Source organism: Planomicrobium sp. MB-3u-38, assembly GCF_002836425.1.
Taxonomy (GTDB): Bacteria; Bacillota; Bacilli; order Bacillales_A; family Planococcaceae; genus Planococcus; species Planococcus okeanokoites.
Genome location: NZ_PJBO01000060.1, coordinates 287,035 through 304,363, shown reverse-complemented (window position 1 = coordinate 304,363; position 17,329 = coordinate 287,035). Strand labels below are relative to the sequence as shown.

The 17,329-nt window shown below is 44.3% G+C and carries 18 protein-coding genes; 5 read left to right on the top strand and 13 right to left on the bottom strand.

Going from position 1 to position 17,329, the window contains the following annotated elements; genetic code table 11:
* Position 1 precedes the first annotated feature (1 nt).
* From CXF70_RS12650 to CXF70_RS12640, 3 genes are all read left to right on the top strand, one after another.
* The gene (locus CXF70_RS12650) at positions 2–397 is read left to right on the top strand and encodes a ribonuclease HI family protein (protein WP_101802950.1); all 396 of its coding nucleotides are present in this window, start codon (positions 2–4) and stop codon (positions 395–397) included.
* A gap of 87 nt (positions 398–484) precedes the next feature.
* The gene (locus CXF70_RS12645; RefSeq protein WP_084245622.1) at positions 485–694 is read left to right on the top strand and encodes a hypothetical protein; all 210 of its coding nucleotides are present in this window, start codon (positions 485–487) and stop codon (positions 692–694) included.
* Positions 695–711: 17 nt separating this feature from the next.
* A complete protein-coding gene (locus tag CXF70_RS12640; protein WP_101802949.1) occupies positions 712–1,029 on the top strand; it encodes a hypothetical protein in 318 nt (105 codons plus the stop codon).
* A 90-nt stretch (positions 1,030–1,119) separates the two neighbouring features.
* On the opposite strand, the gene CXF70_RS12635 is transcribed toward CXF70_RS12640, so the two are convergent.
* From CXF70_RS12635 to CXF70_RS12615, 5 genes are all read right to left on the bottom strand, one after another.
* The gene (locus tag CXF70_RS12635) at positions 1,120–1,320 is read right to left on the bottom strand and encodes a hypothetical protein (protein WP_101802948.1); all 201 of its coding nucleotides are present in this window, start codon (positions 1,318–1,320) and stop codon (positions 1,120–1,122) included.
* 37 nt (positions 1,321–1,357) lie between these two features.
* Positions 1,358–1,858 (bottom strand): GNAT family N-acetyltransferase, encoded by a 501-nt coding sequence (locus CXF70_RS12630; protein WP_101802947.1) that lies wholly within the window; start codon positions 1,856–1,858, stop codon positions 1,358–1,360.
* A 17-nt stretch (positions 1,859–1,875) separates the two neighbouring features.
* Positions 1,876–2,886 (bottom strand): S66 family peptidase, encoded by a 1,011-nt coding sequence (locus tag CXF70_RS12625; protein ID WP_101802946.1) that lies wholly within the window; start codon positions 2,884–2,886, stop codon positions 1,876–1,878.
* Between the two features lie 34 nt (positions 2,887–2,920).
* Positions 2,921–3,130: a hypothetical protein gene (locus CXF70_RS12620; RefSeq protein ID WP_084245614.1), complete on the bottom strand. Its 210-nt coding sequence runs from the start codon at positions 3,128–3,130 to the stop codon at positions 2,921–2,923.
* 190 nt (positions 3,131–3,320) lie between these two features.
* Positions 3,321–3,578, bottom strand: coding sequence for a hypothetical protein (locus CXF70_RS12615; protein WP_084245612.1), 258 nt, complete (start codon positions 3,576–3,578; stop codon positions 3,321–3,323).
* 202 nt (positions 3,579–3,780) lie between these two features.
* Here CXF70_RS12615 and CXF70_RS12610 point away from each other — a divergent pair, with 202 nt between their 5' ends.
* The gene (locus CXF70_RS12610) at positions 3,781–4,581 is read left to right on the top strand and encodes a TIGR00266 family protein (protein ID WP_101802945.1); all 801 of its coding nucleotides are present in this window, start codon (positions 3,781–3,783) and stop codon (positions 4,579–4,581) included.
* Positions 4,582–4,631: 50 nt separating this feature from the next.
* On the opposite strand, the gene CXF70_RS12605 is transcribed toward CXF70_RS12610, so the two are convergent.
* The 3 genes from CXF70_RS12605 to CXF70_RS12595 are packed head-to-tail and all read right to left on the bottom strand — an operon-like array spanning position 4,632 to position 7,174.
* The gene (locus tag CXF70_RS12605) at positions 4,632–4,841 is read right to left on the bottom strand and encodes a hypothetical protein (protein WP_101802944.1); all 210 of its coding nucleotides are present in this window, start codon (positions 4,839–4,841) and stop codon (positions 4,632–4,634) included.
* A 39-nt stretch (positions 4,842–4,880) separates the two neighbouring features.
* Positions 4,881–5,600 carry an SDR family NAD(P)-dependent oxidoreductase gene (locus CXF70_RS12600; protein WP_233208630.1) on the bottom strand — a complete coding sequence of 240 codons (720 nt, stop codon included), beginning with the start codon at positions 5,598–5,600 and terminating at the stop codon, positions 4,881–4,883.
* Between the two features lie 2 nt (positions 5,601–5,602).
* Positions 5,603–7,174, bottom strand: a complete 1,572-nt coding sequence (locus CXF70_RS12595) for an amidohydrolase (RefSeq protein ID WP_101802942.1) — start codon at positions 7,172–7,174, stop codon at positions 5,603–5,605.
* A gap of 178 nt (positions 7,175–7,352) precedes the next feature.
* On the opposite strand from CXF70_RS12595, the gene CXF70_RS12590 reads away from it, so the two are divergent.
* The gene (locus CXF70_RS12590) at positions 7,353–8,651 is read left to right on the top strand and encodes a hemolysin family protein (RefSeq protein WP_101802941.1); all 1,299 of its coding nucleotides are present in this window, start codon (positions 7,353–7,355) and stop codon (positions 8,649–8,651) included.
* An 81-nt stretch (positions 8,652–8,732) separates the two neighbouring features.
* Here the strand turns inward: CXF70_RS12590 and CXF70_RS12585 are convergent, their stop codons facing one another.
* The 5 genes from CXF70_RS12585 to CXF70_RS12565 form a co-directional block, all read right to left on the bottom strand.
* Positions 8,733–9,665, bottom strand: coding sequence for a sulfurtransferase (locus CXF70_RS12585; protein WP_101802940.1), 933 nt, complete (start codon positions 9,663–9,665; stop codon positions 8,733–8,735).
* Positions 9,666–9,668: 3 nt separating this feature from the next.
* Positions 9,669–13,253 carry a dynamin family protein gene (locus CXF70_RS12580; RefSeq protein ID WP_101802939.1) on the bottom strand — a complete coding sequence of 1,195 codons (3,585 nt, stop codon included), beginning with the start codon at positions 13,251–13,253 and terminating at the stop codon, positions 9,669–9,671.
* Positions 13,254–14,159: 906 nt separating this feature from the next.
* A complete protein-coding gene (locus CXF70_RS12575; RefSeq protein WP_101802938.1) occupies positions 14,160–14,918 on the bottom strand; it encodes an SDR family NAD(P)-dependent oxidoreductase in 759 nt (252 codons plus the stop codon).
* A gap of 109 nt (positions 14,919–15,027) precedes the next feature.
* Positions 15,028–15,603 (bottom strand): lipoprotein BA_5634 family protein, encoded by a 576-nt coding sequence (locus CXF70_RS12570; RefSeq protein ID WP_101802937.1) that lies wholly within the window; start codon positions 15,601–15,603, stop codon positions 15,028–15,030.
* 186 nt (positions 15,604–15,789) lie between these two features.
* Complete coding sequence (locus CXF70_RS12565; RefSeq protein ID WP_101802936.1) at positions 15,790–17,292, bottom strand: carboxypeptidase M32; 1,503 nt, start codon at positions 17,290–17,292, stop codon at positions 15,790–15,792.
* Positions 17,293–17,329: the final 37 nt, after the last annotated feature.

Genomic DNA, 17,329 nt, shown 5'->3' with positions numbered 1-17,329 from the left:
AATGATTGAAGTTTTTGTCGATGCCGCAACTGCCGGTTCTCCAAAGGTCAGTGCCGTTGGTGTATTCATCCGCGGCGAAGGCCATTCGATCAAGCACAAAGAGTTTGTCGGTGAAATGGACAACCATGTGGCAGAATTTACAGCTTTGATAAAAGGACTTGAAATTGCAGCGGAATTGACATCGGAAATGGTTTCGATAAAGTCCGATTCAAAAGTGGTTGTCGATGCATTCGAAAAAGAGTTCATCAAAAATACTCTTTATAAACCGCTGCTGGAAGAAGCAATGAAAATCTCCAGAACTTTCACATACTGTTTCATTAAATGGATTCCTGATTCCCAAAATCGTGCAGCCCACGAGTTGGCTGGCACAGCCCTGCGTGCCAACCGAAAAGAATGAAAGTATTCAAATATCTTACCCCAATCAATGCCCAGCTCCGGCTGTTTCTGATATGATATAGTAAGTACATGCTATTGGAGGAATTTGATGAGAACAAAATTGGGGACTGCATTGGATATATTCATACTGGTCATTGGACCATGGATTATCTATACAAGAATTATTGAAATCATGGAAAGCGGACCAGCGGTCTACCCCATCATTTCAATCGTCATCGTAACATTGGCTGTGATTTTCGCCATCTATAACCTATATATTCTGTTCAGCGGCAAACAGCAAGACAATACAAGAAAGTAGTCCGGAAAGGTGATTTTGTGAATTCTGTTCTTTTCTATATAATTCCGCTCATCATTTATGCGATCGTGAATAATACGGTGGATAATCTTTATTGGCCTCATTTTTTGCTGCTGTTGGCTTCTTTTGTCGTATTTCAGCTGGCACGCGTGAGATATCCAAAAGATAAAATTCCAGCAACCGCCAAAGTCACGCAAGGTGCCTTTTATATCTTGACTGTCGCATTCATCTTCCGCGATCAATTCCTGGAACCATTATTCATCAATGTGTTCCTCGGAATCACAATCGGTCTCGTCATCATAGAAATTATGCAAGGCAAAAAACAGGCTTCCAAGTGAAGCCTGTTTTTATAATGTTGAACAATAATCATGATATTAAAACAGCAAAAAGCGCGCAGACGTTCCCCACGCTTTTTTTGGATAATATATTCATGCTTCTTCTTCACCAGACTTTTTGGCTTGCTGGACTATAAAGAAAATCCCGAAAGTTCCAGCCAGCATGGCTGGTACGGATCCGGAGAACATAAAGATCCACTGATCGGTAAACATGGAAATAATCATAAAAATCATTGGAAATCCGATTAATAAAAATAATGATACAAACAAGGCAATCTTCGACAAATTCCTCATATAGCACCTACTTTCCGGATTACAAGCAGCAATGCATCTACTTTATGAATTTCACCATCAAATCTTCATCAATGTATCTGTCCCCTGTTTTCATGGAATGAACTTCTGTTCCATATTTCTCAAAACCGTACCGCAGATAAAAATTCTTTGCCCTCAAATTATGGCTTGCCACCATCAGATCAAGCTGTTCGAGCCCTTCCCACGTTTCAGCGTATTCCATCAATTTCTTCATAAGATCGTTGGCAGTTCCTGTACCCCGATAAGGCGGGCTGACATAAACAGCTACGATGGAAGCTCTGTGATTCATCTTGGGCACAGTATTGCGCATCAGCGTCATGTTGCCAATCAGTTTGCCATCATCATATGCACCGAAGGTTACGGAATGCTCCGAAGCCAATTGTCCACGAGTTTTCTCAATTGGTTTGTTTAAAGCATCTTCATATAAAACGGCGAATGCATCAGGGGTGTCAAGTAAGGCCTCGAGCCTCAAAATGTTATATGATTCAGCTTCATTCGGTGTGACGATTTTAATTTCCATAAACAATTACATCCTTCTCATATGAATTTCTGGCTGACTCTTCCTTTGCCTTCCTTGACTTCCACTTCTGCGAATGCACCGTTTACAAAAGTGATTTGAGGAGGCATATGTCCGCAATCCACATCATAGATGAGCGGTATCCCTGACTCTGCTTCAAAATCCATATACATTTTTTCAGCAGTGTAACCTTCTGTCGGATGATTTGCTGCGCTTCTGCCAAAGAGAATGCCTGCACAATTGTCGAACCATCCAGCATATTTCATCTGAGTCAATGACCGCTTTAAATCCGCTACCGACATTTCACAATTCTCAAGATACCAGACTACAGACTCTCCAGGAATGTGCTTTTCTCTGAAACTTTTAACATCGCCATAAGGCGTCCCGGCAAGATGATGGATTACATCGATGCATCCTCCCAGCAGCCTGCCTTCAAATTTTAACGGTTTGCCGGAAACTGTCTTCCATTCCGTTTCCTCTGTCAAATGAAAGACCATTGGGGATGGATTTTGATGATCCCAGCTTTTTTGATGGAATGCTGATGATTCCTGGATGACTTCCCCACCTTTTTCAGTTGTAAGAACTTCAATCCATTTAGCTGTGGTTTCATCTTTTTCCGGACCGCGCAAATCAATGATATTAGTGCCGTGGGCAGTGGCGATGCCCGTATTCAAAGTTATTGTAAGAAGCAGCAGGCTGGTGTCTGAATAGCCGAGGATCCATTTGGGACTTATATTACTGAAGTCGAAGTATTCAAGGATTTCGATGAGTAATTCCCCTCCCCATGGCGGGATGATGGCATCAACCGTCGAATCATTAAGCATTTCCATCAATTCATGGGCCCTTTCTTTCGCAGGGGCGGATTTAGCATTTTCCTGCGTCCAGGCAGTCTTGCCGATTTTCACTTCAAAACCATTCTCCTGCTGACGGCTGATCGTCTGCTCAAGAAGTGGATGAAGCTCTTTGTCCACCCCTGATGATGGAGCGGTTATTGCAAGAGTCCTTATATCAGTTGATGGATATTGGATCATGTGAAAACCCCATTTCCTGGTTGCTCTTCAAGTTTTACGTCATTGTCAACAATGCCAGAAGCATGCCGCATAAGATGACTCCTCCGAGCAGAAATAAAAAAACATGCACTAAAAATTCGAGAAATTTATTGCCTTCACGGTCAAGCGGTTTGGCATCCAGATTGGCTACACCATAAGACAGTCCTGTTTCCTTATAATGCTGCTTTGTTTTCCGAAATTCCTTCCTGCTTCTCCTCGGCTCCATAAAACCCCTCCTCAATCAGTTTATGTATATTCATTATGTGATATTAATCATTATACTAAACTTACAATGATATGAAAGACCTACTTTCTAATAATTCCGAAAAATTTATCAGAAAAATAATAATTGTATCCAAAAAATTTCAGAAAGCGCATTTTTCCATTAAAAAAGAATCCCACTAAGGGATTCTCGCTTATGCCTGGACTTGTTGAATAGCTTTATAACTTTTAATTCCGAGAACCGCCTGGAAAATTCCGGCGATTGTGCAAATAATAATAGCCGCATAGCCTAAGCCTGTAATCGGCTGCAGCATCAATGTTCTGATTACGATCAGCAATAACATTGCAGCAAGTGCAAAATTCACGATATACGGCCTGTCATAAAATTTCTTCAATGCATAAGCTGCAAATATGGCTGCAGCTATAATTGCCAAAGATAGAATAGTTCCCATCAGTACCCCTCATTCACTATAAGATTTTCTTAAATCTTACCATGTTTTCGGAACATTCGATATAGTCGTGGAAAAGCTTTCAGCGAATAAATTCCGGGAGGATTATCTGAAGCTTCTGTAAATTTTACAGGAAGCCATTCATTTATTCCTTAATTACTTATATAGTAGATAGTGACAGTCAGAGAACAAAGGAGAGGATAAGATGAATAACCACGAAATTGATTTTAAACTGTACGGAGATGACATGCAATTTGTGGAGGTGGAATTGGATCCGAATGAGACAGTGGTTGCAGAAGCAGGCGCATTGATGATGATGGAAGATGGCATCGCAATGGAAACGATTTTTGGGGATGGCTCCGGCAATGATGCAGGCAGCGGCGTCATGGGCAAGCTTCTTGGCGCAGGAAGACGGATCATTACGGGTGAAAGCTTGTTCATGACTGCTTTCACCAATAAAGGGAACGGCAAACGGACCGTTTCTTTTGCATCCCCTTATCCCGGTAAAATTGTGCCACTCGATCTTAGCAGACTCGGCGGTAAAGTCATCTGCCAAAAAGACGCGTTTCTGGCTGCAGCGAAAGGTGTCTCCATCGGCATTGAATTTCAACGGAAACTGGGTACAGGATTTTTCGGTGGCGAAGGGTTCATCATGCAAAAACTGGAAGGCGATGGAATGGCCTTCATCCATGCAGGTGGAACGCTTTACCGAAAAAACCTTCAAAAAGGTGAAGTGTTGAAAGTAGATACGGGCTGCCTGGTCGCTATGACGGCAGACGTGGAATATAATATCGAAATGGTGCCTGGCGTGAAAACTGCGCTGTTCGGCGGAGAAGGCTTATTTTTTGCCACTCTTCGTGGACCAGGAAGCGTATGGGTTCAATCCCTGCCCTTCAGCCGCCTTGCAAGCAAAGTATTTGCAGCAGCTCCTCAAAATCCTGCTGGCCGATCCAAAGGCGAAGGCAGTGCAGCCGGCGGTCTATTCGATTTACTGGGTGGCAGATAATAGAGAAAAGGTCACACTCGCCAAAAGTCCGGCAAGTGTGACCTTTTGTTTTAATTTCTTTGCTTTCTCATGACTTCGACGGCTTCATTGTATTTATCAAAATCGAATTCGAGACTATTGGGCTTGTAGAAAAACAGGATCGATTCCTTTTCGCCATGTGCCAGTAAATGAGTGACAACGGCTTTAGGGCTTTTCATATTTACTCCTGCCTGATCTGCATCCGTTAGAAGCTCCAGAATGTTCGGAGGTATATTAGTCATTGATTGGCTCCTTTCAAGATTAATGTCACTGTAGCCTTATTAAACATAATCGCGGATATCCGTTATGGTTTCCAGAACTTTAAAATCTTCCCTCTCCAAAAGACGGATCAATTGTTCAGCCGTTTGATCAGGGGTGCTGAGCATCCCCTGATTCTTATACATTTTGAAATTCTCAATCATAGGAAAATCAGTTTCTGAGCTTTCACGGATTTTCTCCTGCATCCCCGTATCGATGATGCCAGGGGCGATTGACATGGTTTTGATGTCTTTGTATTCTTTTGCGAGGCATAAACTGAAATGGTCGAGTCCCGCTTTACCTGCGCAATAAGAACTCCACCCTTCGTAAGCCTTCCTGCCGGCGCCTGAGGAAATGTTGATGATTCTTTTTTGTGCCGCAAAATTTGCGGCCAATGAAATGAACGCGCCACTGGTGATCATTGGTGCAGTCAGATTCAAAGTGACGCTATTGCTTACTTCGGCTGCCTGGTTGTTTTCTGCAAAGCCGATGGGTGAAATTGTTCCCGCATTATTAATGAGGGTCAGACTGGTGACATCCCCAGAAATTAAATCGAAAATCCTGCCCATCAATTCTGGGATGTCAGATGTATTTAATAAATCGAATTCAAAAGGCTTGGTTCCTGGCCAATCTTCTGAAAAAGAACGCGCTATGCCGTATACCTGATGGCCTTTGTCTGTCAATTGTCTGCTGAGGGCATTGCCGATGCCTTTGGAAGCCCCGGTAATTATGTAAGCTTCCATCGTCATTCCCCTTTCTCGAACATGATTTCGCCGTCTACCACCGTCATTTCAACTTGAGCCTCGAGAATCTGCTCCTCGTTCCCTTGAAACAGGTCACGATCAAAGATGCTGAAATCAGCATCATAATTTACAGCGAGGATGCCTCTCGAATGTTCTTTGCAAATGGCAGCCGCGCTGCCGCTCGTATAAAGCTGTACGGCTTCAAAGCGGCTGAGCTTTTCTTCCGGCATAAATCCATCATGGGTTTCATAAGGTCTGCGTCTCGTTACAGCCGCATAGATTCCCTGCTTCGGATCCACTTCTTCGATCGGAGCATCCGATCCTCCGGCACAAATCAAACCGCGGTCGAGCAATTTTTTCCATGCATAAGACCATTCAAGGCGCTCTTCTCCAAGCCGTTCAATGACCCACGGAAAATCCGACGTCACAAAACTTGGCTGAAGATCAAGAATCGCATCGATCTTTTCCATGCGCTCCACTAGATCTTCCCGCAGGACCATGCTGTGGATCAACCGATCCCGCTTCCCTTTTGGCACCGGGTGAGCTTCAATCGCATCGAGTGCTTTTTCCATTCCCAAATCACCTATGACATGGATAGCCACAGCTTCACCATGTTTTCGCGCTACAGACACCAGACGTTTTAATTCTTCATCTGAATGGATTGCAACACCGCTGGTGGAAGGATCGTCATTATAAGGCTTGCTTAATAGCGCAGTCCGTCCGCCAATGGAGCCGTCAGCGAAAATCTTCATCGGTCCCGGATCTACAAAAGGCTCCACATATGAGGCATTTTCCATCATTTCCTCAAATGCACTATGAGCCCGAAGCAAGTGGGCGCGGAATTTGGTTTTTCCTCCCAATACATTCTTGAATGCCTGCAATGGTTTTGAGTAATGGCCATAATAGCCCATATCTTCTGTGTGTGCACCGGTCAGTCCCAAAGCCAGTAAGTCATCCACAGATGTCTGCAATGCTTTCGTCAGATATTCCACACTCACTTCCGGCACAACGTCCGCTACAAGATCCTGAGCTGCGTCCAATAAGTAGCCGGTGGGCTCCCCATCAGCGTCACGCACAATCAGTCCGCCTTCCGGATCGGGCGTATCTTTAGTTATGCCTGCTAATACAAGCGCGCTGGAGTTTGCCAGTATGGCATGCCTGCAGACACGCTTCAGCAGCATCGGAGATGTTGAGATTTCATCCAGTTCAACTCTGTGGAAGATTTTCCTGTCCGGAAAATTATTCTCATTCCAGCCTTCCCCGATAAACCATTCATCGGACGCCAAACCTTCGGTGGATTCGATGAGCTGCTGTTTCATGTCTTCAGAAGAATCGATTTTTGAAAGGTCCACGCGGAGCAATTTTTCACCGTGTCCTATCATATGCATATGACTGTCAACAAAGCCTGGATATAATACTTTTCCTGTCAGATCGATTTGAAGATCAGCTTCATCCTTCAGTTCCTTCAATGAACCCATTGCTTCTATTTTACCGTCAGCGACCAAAACAGCATCCACTGTCTCCCCTTCTGCCGCCATCGTATAAATAATTCCTCCATGCCATAACGTCTTCATCGACTCACTCCTTTTCTCTCATTCATCATAAGTTGAATTCACAGGATATTCAATAATTCCCACATCTATTATTGAAATTTTCCTTCTGACCCGCCAGACACTTATGGACTGGCACGATATGTTATAATGGATCCATATTTGGAAAGCAGAGGTGAACCTCCTGTCTCGGGAGGATTAATTGGACAGTTTACTTATCTTGAATTTATTCATTATGTTGCTTTTGATAGCGATGACGGCATTATTTGTGGCAGCGGAATTCGCCATTATCAAAGTTCGTGTTTCACGCATCGATCAATTGATTTCAGAAGGCAATGGCAGCGCGGCCATTACCAAAAGAATTATTGATAACCTGGATTACTATCTTTCAGCCTGCCAGCTTGGAATCACGGTTTCTGCCCTGGGTCTGGGCTGGCTCGGTGAACCGGTGATTGAACAGTTGCTGCGTCCGCTGTTCGAAACGCTGAATGCCAATGAACCTGTTACCACTATATTTTCATTCGGAGTGGCTTTTGCCATCATCACTTTCTTCCACGTCGTGATTGGTGAAATGGCACCTAAAACGATGGCGATTCAAAATGCAGAGCATATCGCTTTAAGAGTGGCATGGCCTCTTTATTTCTTTGGAAGATTCATGGAACCCGCCATCCGCATTATGCACGGCACTTCCAAAGGATTGCTTAGGATTGCTGGCATCAAAACAGTAGGATATGAACAGGCGCACTCCGAAGAAGATTTGAAAATCATCATGACCCAAAGTTATAACAGCGGTGAAATCAATCAGACCGAGCTGTCGTATATGCAGAATATCTTTTCTTTCGATGAAAGAATGGCAAAAGATATAATGATCCCCCGCACCCAAATGGAGACCATCTCTATGGAAATGGATCATGGCGATTTGATGGAAATAGTACGGGAGCATCAGTACACCCGCTATCCGGTTACGGAGCAGGGAGATAAAGATGATATTATCGGCTTTATCAACGTCAAGGAAATGCTGACGAACTATACAAAGGAAATGGATCTGAAAAAAAGTATTGCGATGCACGATATCCCTTTTGTACATGATATGGCTCCTATTCAAGACGTATTGGTCAAAATGCAGAAAGAGCATGTCCACATGGCGATAGTGGTTGATGAATACGGCGGCACAGCCGGGGTCATCACAATGGAAGATATTCTTGAAGAAATCGTCGGGGAAATCCGGGACGAATTCGATGAAGATGAACGGGATGAAATCAAAGTCCTCGATGCTAACCGTTATCTGTTGAACGGCCGAGTCCTATTGTCAGATCTTGAGGAACGCTTTGCGCTGAATTTTTATGACAGTGAAGATGTGGACACCATCGGCGGTTGGGTACAAATGATGAATACAGAAATCAGCGAAGGCGGAAAAGTGGAACTTCCCGGCCATACCATTACCGTACGTGAAATGGAAAATCATCAGATAATCAGGTTGCTGCTTGTTAAGCATGAGTAAAGTGATCATATGAATATTCTTCAAATATAAAAGGGTGCCGGATTTTTTCCGGCACCCCTTTTTAATATGATCCTGCGCGCATCATTTCTTGTCCTGCAGCAGCGATTTTTCATATTCGAATTTCTTCATCAGCATTTCACCGCTGTAACCTTCTTCAATCAATTTTGCGAGTATAGCGCGTGTATCTTCATCCGAAGCTTCCGGCTGGTGCTCCCGGTCAATCTCCACTTCATTTTCAGGATCCGTTATCCAGTCGGAATAACCGCCTGTATACAGACGCAGCGAGTCATAACCTTTTTCAGCCAGCATAGCGTATAAAGGAGCTGCCGTAACGCCACTGCCACAATAAACAACTACCGGTTCATTTTGCTGAATTACAGAAGAAAAGTCCACTTCGGTATCCAGTTTCCCGTGGCTGACCAACTGGCTCCAGTCAAAATTATGCGCACCTGGGATCCGTCCTGCTACACGGTCCAGCGGTTCTTCGATTCCCGCATAGCGTTCTGGAGACCTTGCATCAAGCAGAATGCCAAGTTCATCACCTTTAATCACAGTTTTAACATACTCACGGTCCGCGTATATTTCATTTTTAAATTCAGGCTCATAATTCGAAGGAGTGTACTCGGGAATTTCTTCTGATACTGCCGCTCCATTTTCCTTCATTTCCGTAAAGCCCATTTTGCTGATGTAGACATTCTCGAATCCACAATATTTCAATAACCACCAGGCTCTTGCGGCAAAAGGCGCTCCTCCCTGGTCATATACAATAATATGATCGTCAGCAGACAATCCGCTTTTCCGGATCAATCCGACCAATTTCTCGTTTGAAGGCATCGGGTGCCGGCCGGCTTCAGATGCCATATCACTCAAATCCTTTTCGAGGTCCCAGTAAATCGCACCTTCGATATGTTCCTGTCTATAAAGAGATTCCCCCGTCTCCGGCTTGCCCAGTTCATACCGGGTATCGATCCAGCGATACTGATCCGTTTCCAGCGTTTCTATGAATACTTTCATTTCCTACACCCTTTCGCTTATCAGATTTGTATATATTTCTTTCCATTGCGCCAATTTTTCTTCCTGCTGCAATAACGTCCGCTCAGAATCGATCTGGTCAGTGCCTTGTCTGATAATATGCTGCCTTAACCCTTCCGCTTCCTGTTCAATCCAGAATTCTGCCCATTCAGCCAGTTTCCGTTTCTCTTTTTCGAGATAAACTTGGGCATCAGGCTCCATCAGAGCTTGAAGAGCGTCACGAAGTTTTTCTTTTTCATTTTTCTCGAAAAAGCTTTTATTGTTTCGATAATAGGATTTTACCGAAGAATAATCCGTACCTGTAAAGGCCTTATCAGGTTCAAGCATCGATGCTTCTGCCACTTCATAAGGAGTGAATGAGAAATCAGGATTTTGCGCCCGCAGTTTTTCAGTTTCGTCCCGGAAGCGGCTTTCAATGTTTTTCGCTATCCGCTGCGAAAGGCGGAAATTAGTGACTCTGATTTCCTGTTCAAAATCAAATGCCGTCATTTCCACCAGTTCGTGTAAAGCCGCGTTTAAAGCTTGCTGTGCCGATTTGCCGGCAAATAAGGAAGGGTTGAATGATTCCTTGAAAAAATCATTGAATCGGTAAAACACACGCTGATTCACATAATATAACAATTCACTCAGTTCCTGCATCGCATCCTTGATCATTACCGGAGCAGGCGAATCCGCAAATTGCTTACGCAGCTGCTGTTCCAGAATCTTCAGTTCCGCCAATCGTTCATCTTTGCGGGACATATTGGAATCGGTATGCTCAATCAAAGATCGGAAGCGTGCAACCGCTTTTTGTTCTTCTTCTGCCAGTGATTGAACTGCCATCCCTTTTAACTCATCTTTTAAAAAGTGCTGGAAAGCTTCTTCGAATTCCGGCATTCCTGATTGCTCACGATTTTTCAGCGCCTGAAGGCTTGAAACTCCGAACAGCCGTGGGAATCTGATGCCGAAACGCTGCAATTCCTCTTTCACGTAATTCTCGACCGATTCCTGCTCTTCTTTGTTTTGCGCCAAATCGATGGCATTGACAACAAAGAACATCTTATCCATTTCAAAAGCATCTTTCACGCGCCCGAGCTGAATCAAAAATTCCCGGTCTGCCCTTGCAAAGGCATGATTATAGTAAGTGATGAACAATATGGCGTCTGCATTCCGGATGTATTCAAAAGCTACATTCGTATGGCGGGCATTGATCGAGTCTGCACCTGGTGTATCGACTAAAGTAACACCGCTGCGCGTTAACTCGCAATCGTAATAAAAATCGATTTCATCCACAAAGCAGCTGCGTTCTTCCTTGGCGACATATAAACCGAATTCTTCCCGGTCTGTTCGGATGGTTTCTCCCAAACGGTCTTTAAAATCACGATAGCCGGCTTTGAAAGCTTCAATAAAGGATTTATGCACTTGCTGCTCAGTACCGCCGGCTTCCGGCAAATCCCCGGCTTTTCGGTAAGCATCGTCCAATGTCTGAACTTTAACACCGAATACTTCAAAGGAATTGCGCACATCTTCCATCATTTCCTGTACTGTCTTCAAGCGTACATCGGCCGTTTCATGAGGATGATTTTCACTGACCGGGCGGATGCGGTTAATCGTCGCAGTAGTCGGATTAGGAGAGACCGGCAAGACAGTTTCTCCCATCAGCGCATTTGAAAATGAGGATTTTCCTGCGCTGAAAGCACCGAATAATGTAATTGTGAATTCCTGTCCTTCAAGTCGTGAAGCTTTTCTTTTCAAATAATCTGCTGTTTCCTCAAAGCCTCTGATCGGACTGAGCGCGGATGACGTATTCAGAGCACGACTCAGCACCGCTTTCTCATCATGCTGATCGGTGCCGACAGTTTTTGCATATTGCTCAACCTTTTCTTCGACTGCATTATCATCAGCTGCCAGCATTGAGGAATCAAACTCGACCATTTCATCTGTCGAAGCATGGAACTCGCTGCGCCATTCTTCCAGAAGCGTTTCCGCAGCCGCCTTTTGTTTCGGCAGCATTGCGGAGAAAGCACGCTCAACTTGCTCAATTCTTTCATTCATTTCTTCCAGCGTACTGATGGCAAGCAGCTTCTGATTCAGCGTCTCAGCCTTCATGCCAATTTCTGTACCAGCATCTTCAGGGAGTGATTCGAATTTCTCTTTCTGCGCATTTTTCCAGCCTTCGGTTTCTTTTATGAACCAGCGCTGTATGCCGACACTTAAACTATTCGCGAAATTAAGGACTGTGTCACCAGTTATCAGAACACCTTTTGGCATTTGGTCTTCAACTACTGAAAACGGTACTTCCAGTTCCATGTCATCGATTGCCAAGGAATCCCGGTCAGTCAATATCGCCGCATCCTTCAAAGCGGACTTCATCAATCTTTTCAGATGCACAGTGATTTGAGACGGAATAACAGTACCAAGTTTTTCTTTGACATCATTCCGGCGGGCATCACGTTCAGTCTCCGTCTTTTTGCCGCTGAAAAGCATGCCAACTTTAAAATCGGGTTGCATGGCTTCCAGATAAAGCGTTAAGGAATTTCTCAATTCGTATGGCATGATATTGGCATTTTCGAGCAATTCTTTGCGGTTCTTTTCGAAATCGCCTTTCCAGCTCTCAAAATCCTGTACCGATAATCGCCGTTCCACTTTAGTGGTCTCTGCTTTAACATCTTCACGCATTTCCCATTCTTCCGGACTCAACACGTTTGAAAAAGCCTCCAGCCTCTCCATCTTTTCATCTTCCAAAAAGTTCAGATGTTCATCTTTCAATTGGGAAAGCGTGGATTCCGCAGCTTTTCCGACATTTCCTTCCCAGCCTTCCATTGATGTAGAAACAAGTGCTTTAACTGATTCAAAGTCATTGCCTTCCATTTCGAAATCCCGCAGTGACGTAAAGAATATGCCTTTCGGTTCGACTCCCCAAGCAGAAAAAGAATCCGCTACAGATTTTTTGAAAGCTGGAAAATCCAGTTCACTGTCCTGATGCTTGTCGATTTGATTGACAATCAGGTAAAGGTCCGTATATTTTTGCAATTCTTTTGTAAAATTGAAGTTCAATTCGGATTGGACGTGGTTATAATCCATGACATAAAAAACCATATCTGCAATATGCAGTGCAGATTCAGTGGAGATCCTGTGTGCATCATCTGTCGAATCCACTCCCGGAGTATCCATGACACTAACACCATCCGGTAAAACTGAGTCTTTGTGGCCGATATCGATCTGTGTCACATCGCCACTTTTACAATACTGCTTAACGGCATCAAAATCATAATTCTCAGGAAAATAAACCGGCTTCCCTTCCGTCTTATTGACGATGGCAAAATCAGAATCCGCTTTGTGCACATTCACGATATTGGCACTGGTCGGTATCGGACTTGATGGCAATAAAGTTTCGCCAGTCAATGCGTTGATCATGGATGATTTTCCCGAAGAAAAATGTCCCGCAAAACCGATGATGAACTGATTTTTCAATATTTTCTTTCCGAACAATTTCGCTTTCGCTGCACGGTCAGTGTCGTCATTCTCTTCAAAGATGCGGTGCAGCCGCGCAGTTTCTAATAATTCATTATGATGGTCCAAAGCTGTCATATTCCGGTATCCCCTTCATTTCATACTCCTTTTATCATACCATTTATCGCGATAAACGAAAAACATCCCCTCCATTTAAGGAGAGGATGTGGTTGAATTTCCATTTACTGAAAGTCATTTCACTCTGAGCGGGCGCCTCCGCTGCTACGTCGCAATGAGATGGTCTAAGTTACGTTTGGCTAATTCAAGCTGTCGAGAAACCGGAAACTTCTATAATCATTCCGTTTTAGACGGATGCTTTCCGCGGGGAGCGGCCTAAGCCTCCTCATCGCTTCGCTCTTGCGGGGTCTTAGGACACGCTCTTGCTCCCGCAGGAAGCGATTTGCAAAGAGCAAATCGTTTGCGACGAAGCAGCGAAGCGATGCAGGAGCATATCTTTGCTCTTCACCGTCTGTCACTTCATTCTAATGATGTATCGGAATAAAGCATCCACTTCCATACTAGAAACAAGTTGATGCGAATACCTTATATAGAAAGTGATCTAAAGATATGGAGCAAAACAGCGAAGACTCCCAGGTGACCAAGCGAAGTGCTGAGATCCACTCGGGCGAAGTGGAACAAGACCGAGTTAGCTCAGCGCGAGCCACCAGGAAAGCGGAGCTGTTTTGCGGAATATCGGTTTCTAATCTTTCTCTCTCGATAGCAATAGATATCTCATTTTACCTTTGAACTATCTATTGCTTGTCGGGGCAGAACGGGCGCTTCCGCTTTTCTCTGTCCAGTCTCCAACAGCCAACTCTTCGGTCATAAGTCAGCCCAGCTGCGTGGCATAAAGCGCCACCTCACCAAATCATCTAAAATCTTATTGCTCCTGCATCGCTGCGCTGCTTCGTCGCAAAGAGATGGCTCAAATTCCATTTGATCCATCTCTTGCCTGTCAGAGCTGAACGGCTGTTTCCGCTTTTCTTAAGAAAACCCATGTATCGACATGCCTCCGTCTACAAACAGCGTCTGGCCCGTTATATAGCTGGATGCTTCTGATGCCAGGAACACGACCGGCGTGGCAACTTCCGGAAGTTCACCGACGCGCTTCATCGGGGTCACAGCCAAAATCGAATCCAGATATTCTTTGTCGTTCAACAGTTTTTCCGTCAAAGGCGTCCGGAAATACCAAGGACCGATGGCATTGACACGAATATTCTTCTCGCCCCATTCCATTGCCATTACACGAGTCATCTGGATGATGGCTGCTTTTGATGCGGCATATACGACACCTGTTTTTAATGCCCGCTCACCGCCCACTGAACTGATATTGATGATCGAGCCGCCACTCTGCATTTTCTTTGCTGCTTCCTGTGAAAACATGAAAACGCTTTGGGCGTTAGTATCCATAATCTTATGCCATTCATCATCCGTCGCATCCATCAGCTTTGAACGGATGTTCATGCCTGCATTATTTACAAGAACGTCTATTGCGCCAAACCGTTCCATCGTATTTTCAACCACCCGGCGAATTTGGCTCCGGTCGGTTATATCAGCAACTGCATATTCTGTCCGGTCATTGCCGATCAGTTCCTTTACATTCTGCAAATCTGATTCCGTCCGTGCAACAAGCATAACGTTGGCGCCTGCTTCCGCTATTGCCAGCGCAATAGCCTGGCCGATCCCTTTACCCGCACCTGTCACAATTGCTGTTTTTCCTTCTAAACTGAATGACTTCAACATTTTATCGCCTCCGGCTCCTATTATAATCGAAAATTCCGGTAATTGTCCCGCCACGATTCAATTAGATGGGCAGAGGAAAAGATTCTTTCAGGAAAATAAAACGATTCTGTCACCCTTCAATCTTTACCAGCTGTTCTTTTTCGACATCAAAGCCGCCGATGCCATCCGGGTCTTTATTATATTGAATAATACCCATCGTTTTCTCTTCGGCTTCAAATTCCTGAAATTCCTCATCAGCTAGAACTAAAAAAAAGTCTGCATACACACGGCCGTCACCAATAATGACATTCCCCTCATAGTTCACCTGAACTGCCAAGCTGTCTAAATGGATGTTACTGTCTGCTTTTTTGGCAAAAAGAATCGCTTCGCCTTCTGCTATTTCGGGAAGTGATGGAACAGCTTCACTATCTTTGCCATCCTCCACTTCTCTCAGCAACTCCTTGTCGATCAGATATTGCGCAGAAGTTACATCCATGATCAGCAGCCGTTCTCCGTCAGCCTCCATAAGTTTTACCAAAAGTGAATCTTTTTCAATTTGGCCTTTATGCTCTTCTTTAAGCGAGGCCAAAACTTTTTCTTCATCCCCGTAAAGAATGATTCCATTTGCTTTGTCTAAAATATTGCAGCCTGACAAAATTATCGCCCCCGCACATAATGCCGTTATCCATAATGTGATTTTTTTCATGATCTTCTCTCCTCAAATCTTATTTTTTTACATCCACAGTTAATTATCAAGATCAGTCTGGGATGTCTTCAGTATAGGACGGATATAAAAAGCCAGCATTTACTGAAGATGACGCTAATCTTACAGTTTCGTCATAAATAAAAAAAAGCCGTCCCGATTGCAGCCGGGACGGCTTTAGCATACATATTAAGCTAATTGATAGACTTTTGAATATTTCTCTTCCAGGTATTTCGCCAGATGCTCTGCATTCAGCCCTTCACCGGTCGCTTCCTCCAAAATTTCGAGAGGTTTTTTCATCGAACCATGTTTGTGCACATTCTCTGTCAGCCAGTTCCGGATTGGTGCAATATCTCCTGCAGCCAAAAGTTCATCATAATTCGGCAGGTCCTTCAGCATGGCATTTTTGAATTGCGCGGCATACATATAGCCGAGCGCATATGATGGGAAGTACCCGAAGCTTGCGCCAGCCCAGTGGACATCCTGTAACACGCCTTCAGAATTGTTGGAAGGGCGGACACCAAGGTATTCTTCATATTTATCATTCCATAGCTGTGGCAGATCCTTCACTTCCAATTCGCCGTTGAACAGCCCTTTCTCCAACTCGTAGCGGATCATGATATGAAGTGCATAAGTCAGTTCGTCCGCCTCAATACGGATGAGTGAAGGCTTGGATTCATTGATCGCACGGATAAACTCTTCCTGTGACACCTGTCCGAATTGTTCCGGTGAAAACATTTTTAACATCTCATAATTCTTTTCCCAGAATTTTTCGCTGCGGCCGACAAAATTCTCGAAAAATAACGATTGGGATTCATGGATGCCCATAGATGCGCCAGTCTCCACTAATGTTCCGCTTAACTCTTCCCCGATATTCTGTTCATATAATGCATGTCCGCATTCATGGATAGTGCCGAATACTGCTGTACGGAAATCCTTTTCATCATATTTAGTCGTGATCCGAACGTCTTGGCGATTGATGCCGATCATGAAAGGATGCACCGTTTCGTCGAGCCGTCCGGCATCGAAATCATAGCCAAGCTGCTCCAGAATCTTATCACTGAAACTTTCCTGTGCCTCTTGCGGAAACTGGTGATACAGGAAATCTGTCTGTGGTTTGTTGGGTGAATCGGCAATTTTCTGCACCAGTGGGATGATGCGGCTGCGCAAGTCGCCGAATACCTCATCCAGAATTTCAGTAGTCATGCCAGGTTCATATTGATCCAACAGCGTATTGTAGGCACTGCCGTTCTTTTCTCCCCAATAGCCGATCATCTTTTTCGTCGTAGCCACCATCTTTTCAAGATAAGGCTGGAATAAAGAAAAGTCATCTGTATCTTTGGCTGTTTCCCAAACAGATTCAGCTTTGGATTGAAGGATCACGAATTCCTTGTATTCATCAGCTGGAATCTTTTTGCTTAAATCATACTGTTTCCGCGCTTCTTCCACAGATCGAAGCATCACCGGATCCAGCTCCTCTTTTTTCGCTTCCAGTGAAGTTATCAGCTCACCGAATTCATCTGAAGTTGACATAATAAAAATATCAGAAGAAATCACACCAATTGTTTCTGAACGCAAATCGACACCTTTTTTCGGTGCGCCGGTGCGCAAATCCCAATAAAGCAGTGATACAGCTTCATTATAAGCTTTCAGTTTTTTCATATGATCCGTAAATTGCGTTTCCGATGACATATAAATCCCCCTTTGTCGAATGGGTCTATTATATCAT

Bases quoted from the DNA above. Each gene is read 5' to 3' on its own strand.
- CXF70_RS12575 (WP_101802938.1), bottom strand. From the start codon at position 14,918: ATGTTGAAGTCATTCAGTTTAGAAGGAAAAACAGCAATTGTGACAGGT.
- CXF70_RS12570 (WP_101802937.1), bottom strand. From the start codon at position 15,603: ATGAAAAAAATCACATTATGGATAACGGCATTATGTGCGGGGGCGATA.
- CXF70_RS12600 (WP_233208630.1), bottom strand. From the start codon at position 5,600: ATGGAAGCTTACATAATTACCGGGGCTTCCAAAGGCATCGGCAATGCC.
- CXF70_RS12605 (WP_101802944.1), bottom strand. From the start codon at position 4,841: ATGACTAATATACCTCCGAACATTCTGGAGCTTCTAACGGATGCAGAT.
- CXF70_RS12625 (WP_101802946.1), bottom strand. From the start codon at position 2,886: ATGATCCAATATCCATCAACTGATATAAGGACTCTTGCAATAACCGCT.
- CXF70_RS12630 (WP_101802947.1), bottom strand. From the start codon at position 1,858: ATGGAAATTAAAATCGTCACACCGAATGAAGCTGAATCATATAACATT.
- CXF70_RS12565 (WP_101802936.1), bottom strand. From the start codon at position 17,292: ATGTCATCGGAAACGCAATTTACGGATCATATGAAAAAACTGAAAGCT.
- CXF70_RS12615 (WP_084245612.1), bottom strand. From the start codon at position 3,578: ATGGGAACTATTCTATCTTTGGCAATTATAGCTGCAGCCATATTTGCA.
- CXF70_RS12595 (WP_101802942.1), bottom strand. From the start codon at position 7,174: ATGAAGACGTTATGGCATGGAGGAATTATTTATACGATGGCGGCAGAA.
- CXF70_RS12635 (WP_101802948.1), bottom strand. From the start codon at position 1,320: ATGAGGAATTTGTCGAAGATTGCCTTGTTTGTATCATTATTTTTATTA.
- CXF70_RS12585 (WP_101802940.1), bottom strand. From the start codon at position 9,665: ATGAAAGTATTCATAGAAACGCTGGAAACGGATCAGTATCGCTGGATC.
- CXF70_RS12645 (WP_084245622.1), top strand. From the start codon at position 485: ATGAGAACAAAATTGGGGACTGCATTGGATATATTCATACTGGTCATT.
- CXF70_RS12580 (WP_101802939.1), bottom strand. From the start codon at position 13,253: ATGACAGCTTTGGACCATCATAATGAATTATTAGAAACTGCGCGGCTG.
- CXF70_RS12620 (WP_084245614.1), bottom strand. From the start codon at position 3,130: ATGGAGCCGAGGAGAAGCAGGAAGGAATTTCGGAAAACAAAGCAGCAT.
- CXF70_RS12650 (WP_101802950.1), top strand. From the start codon at position 2: ATGATTGAAGTTTTTGTCGATGCCGCAACTGCCGGTTCTCCAAAGGTC.
- CXF70_RS12610 (WP_101802945.1), top strand. From the start codon at position 3,781: ATGAATAACCACGAAATTGATTTTAAACTGTACGGAGATGACATGCAA.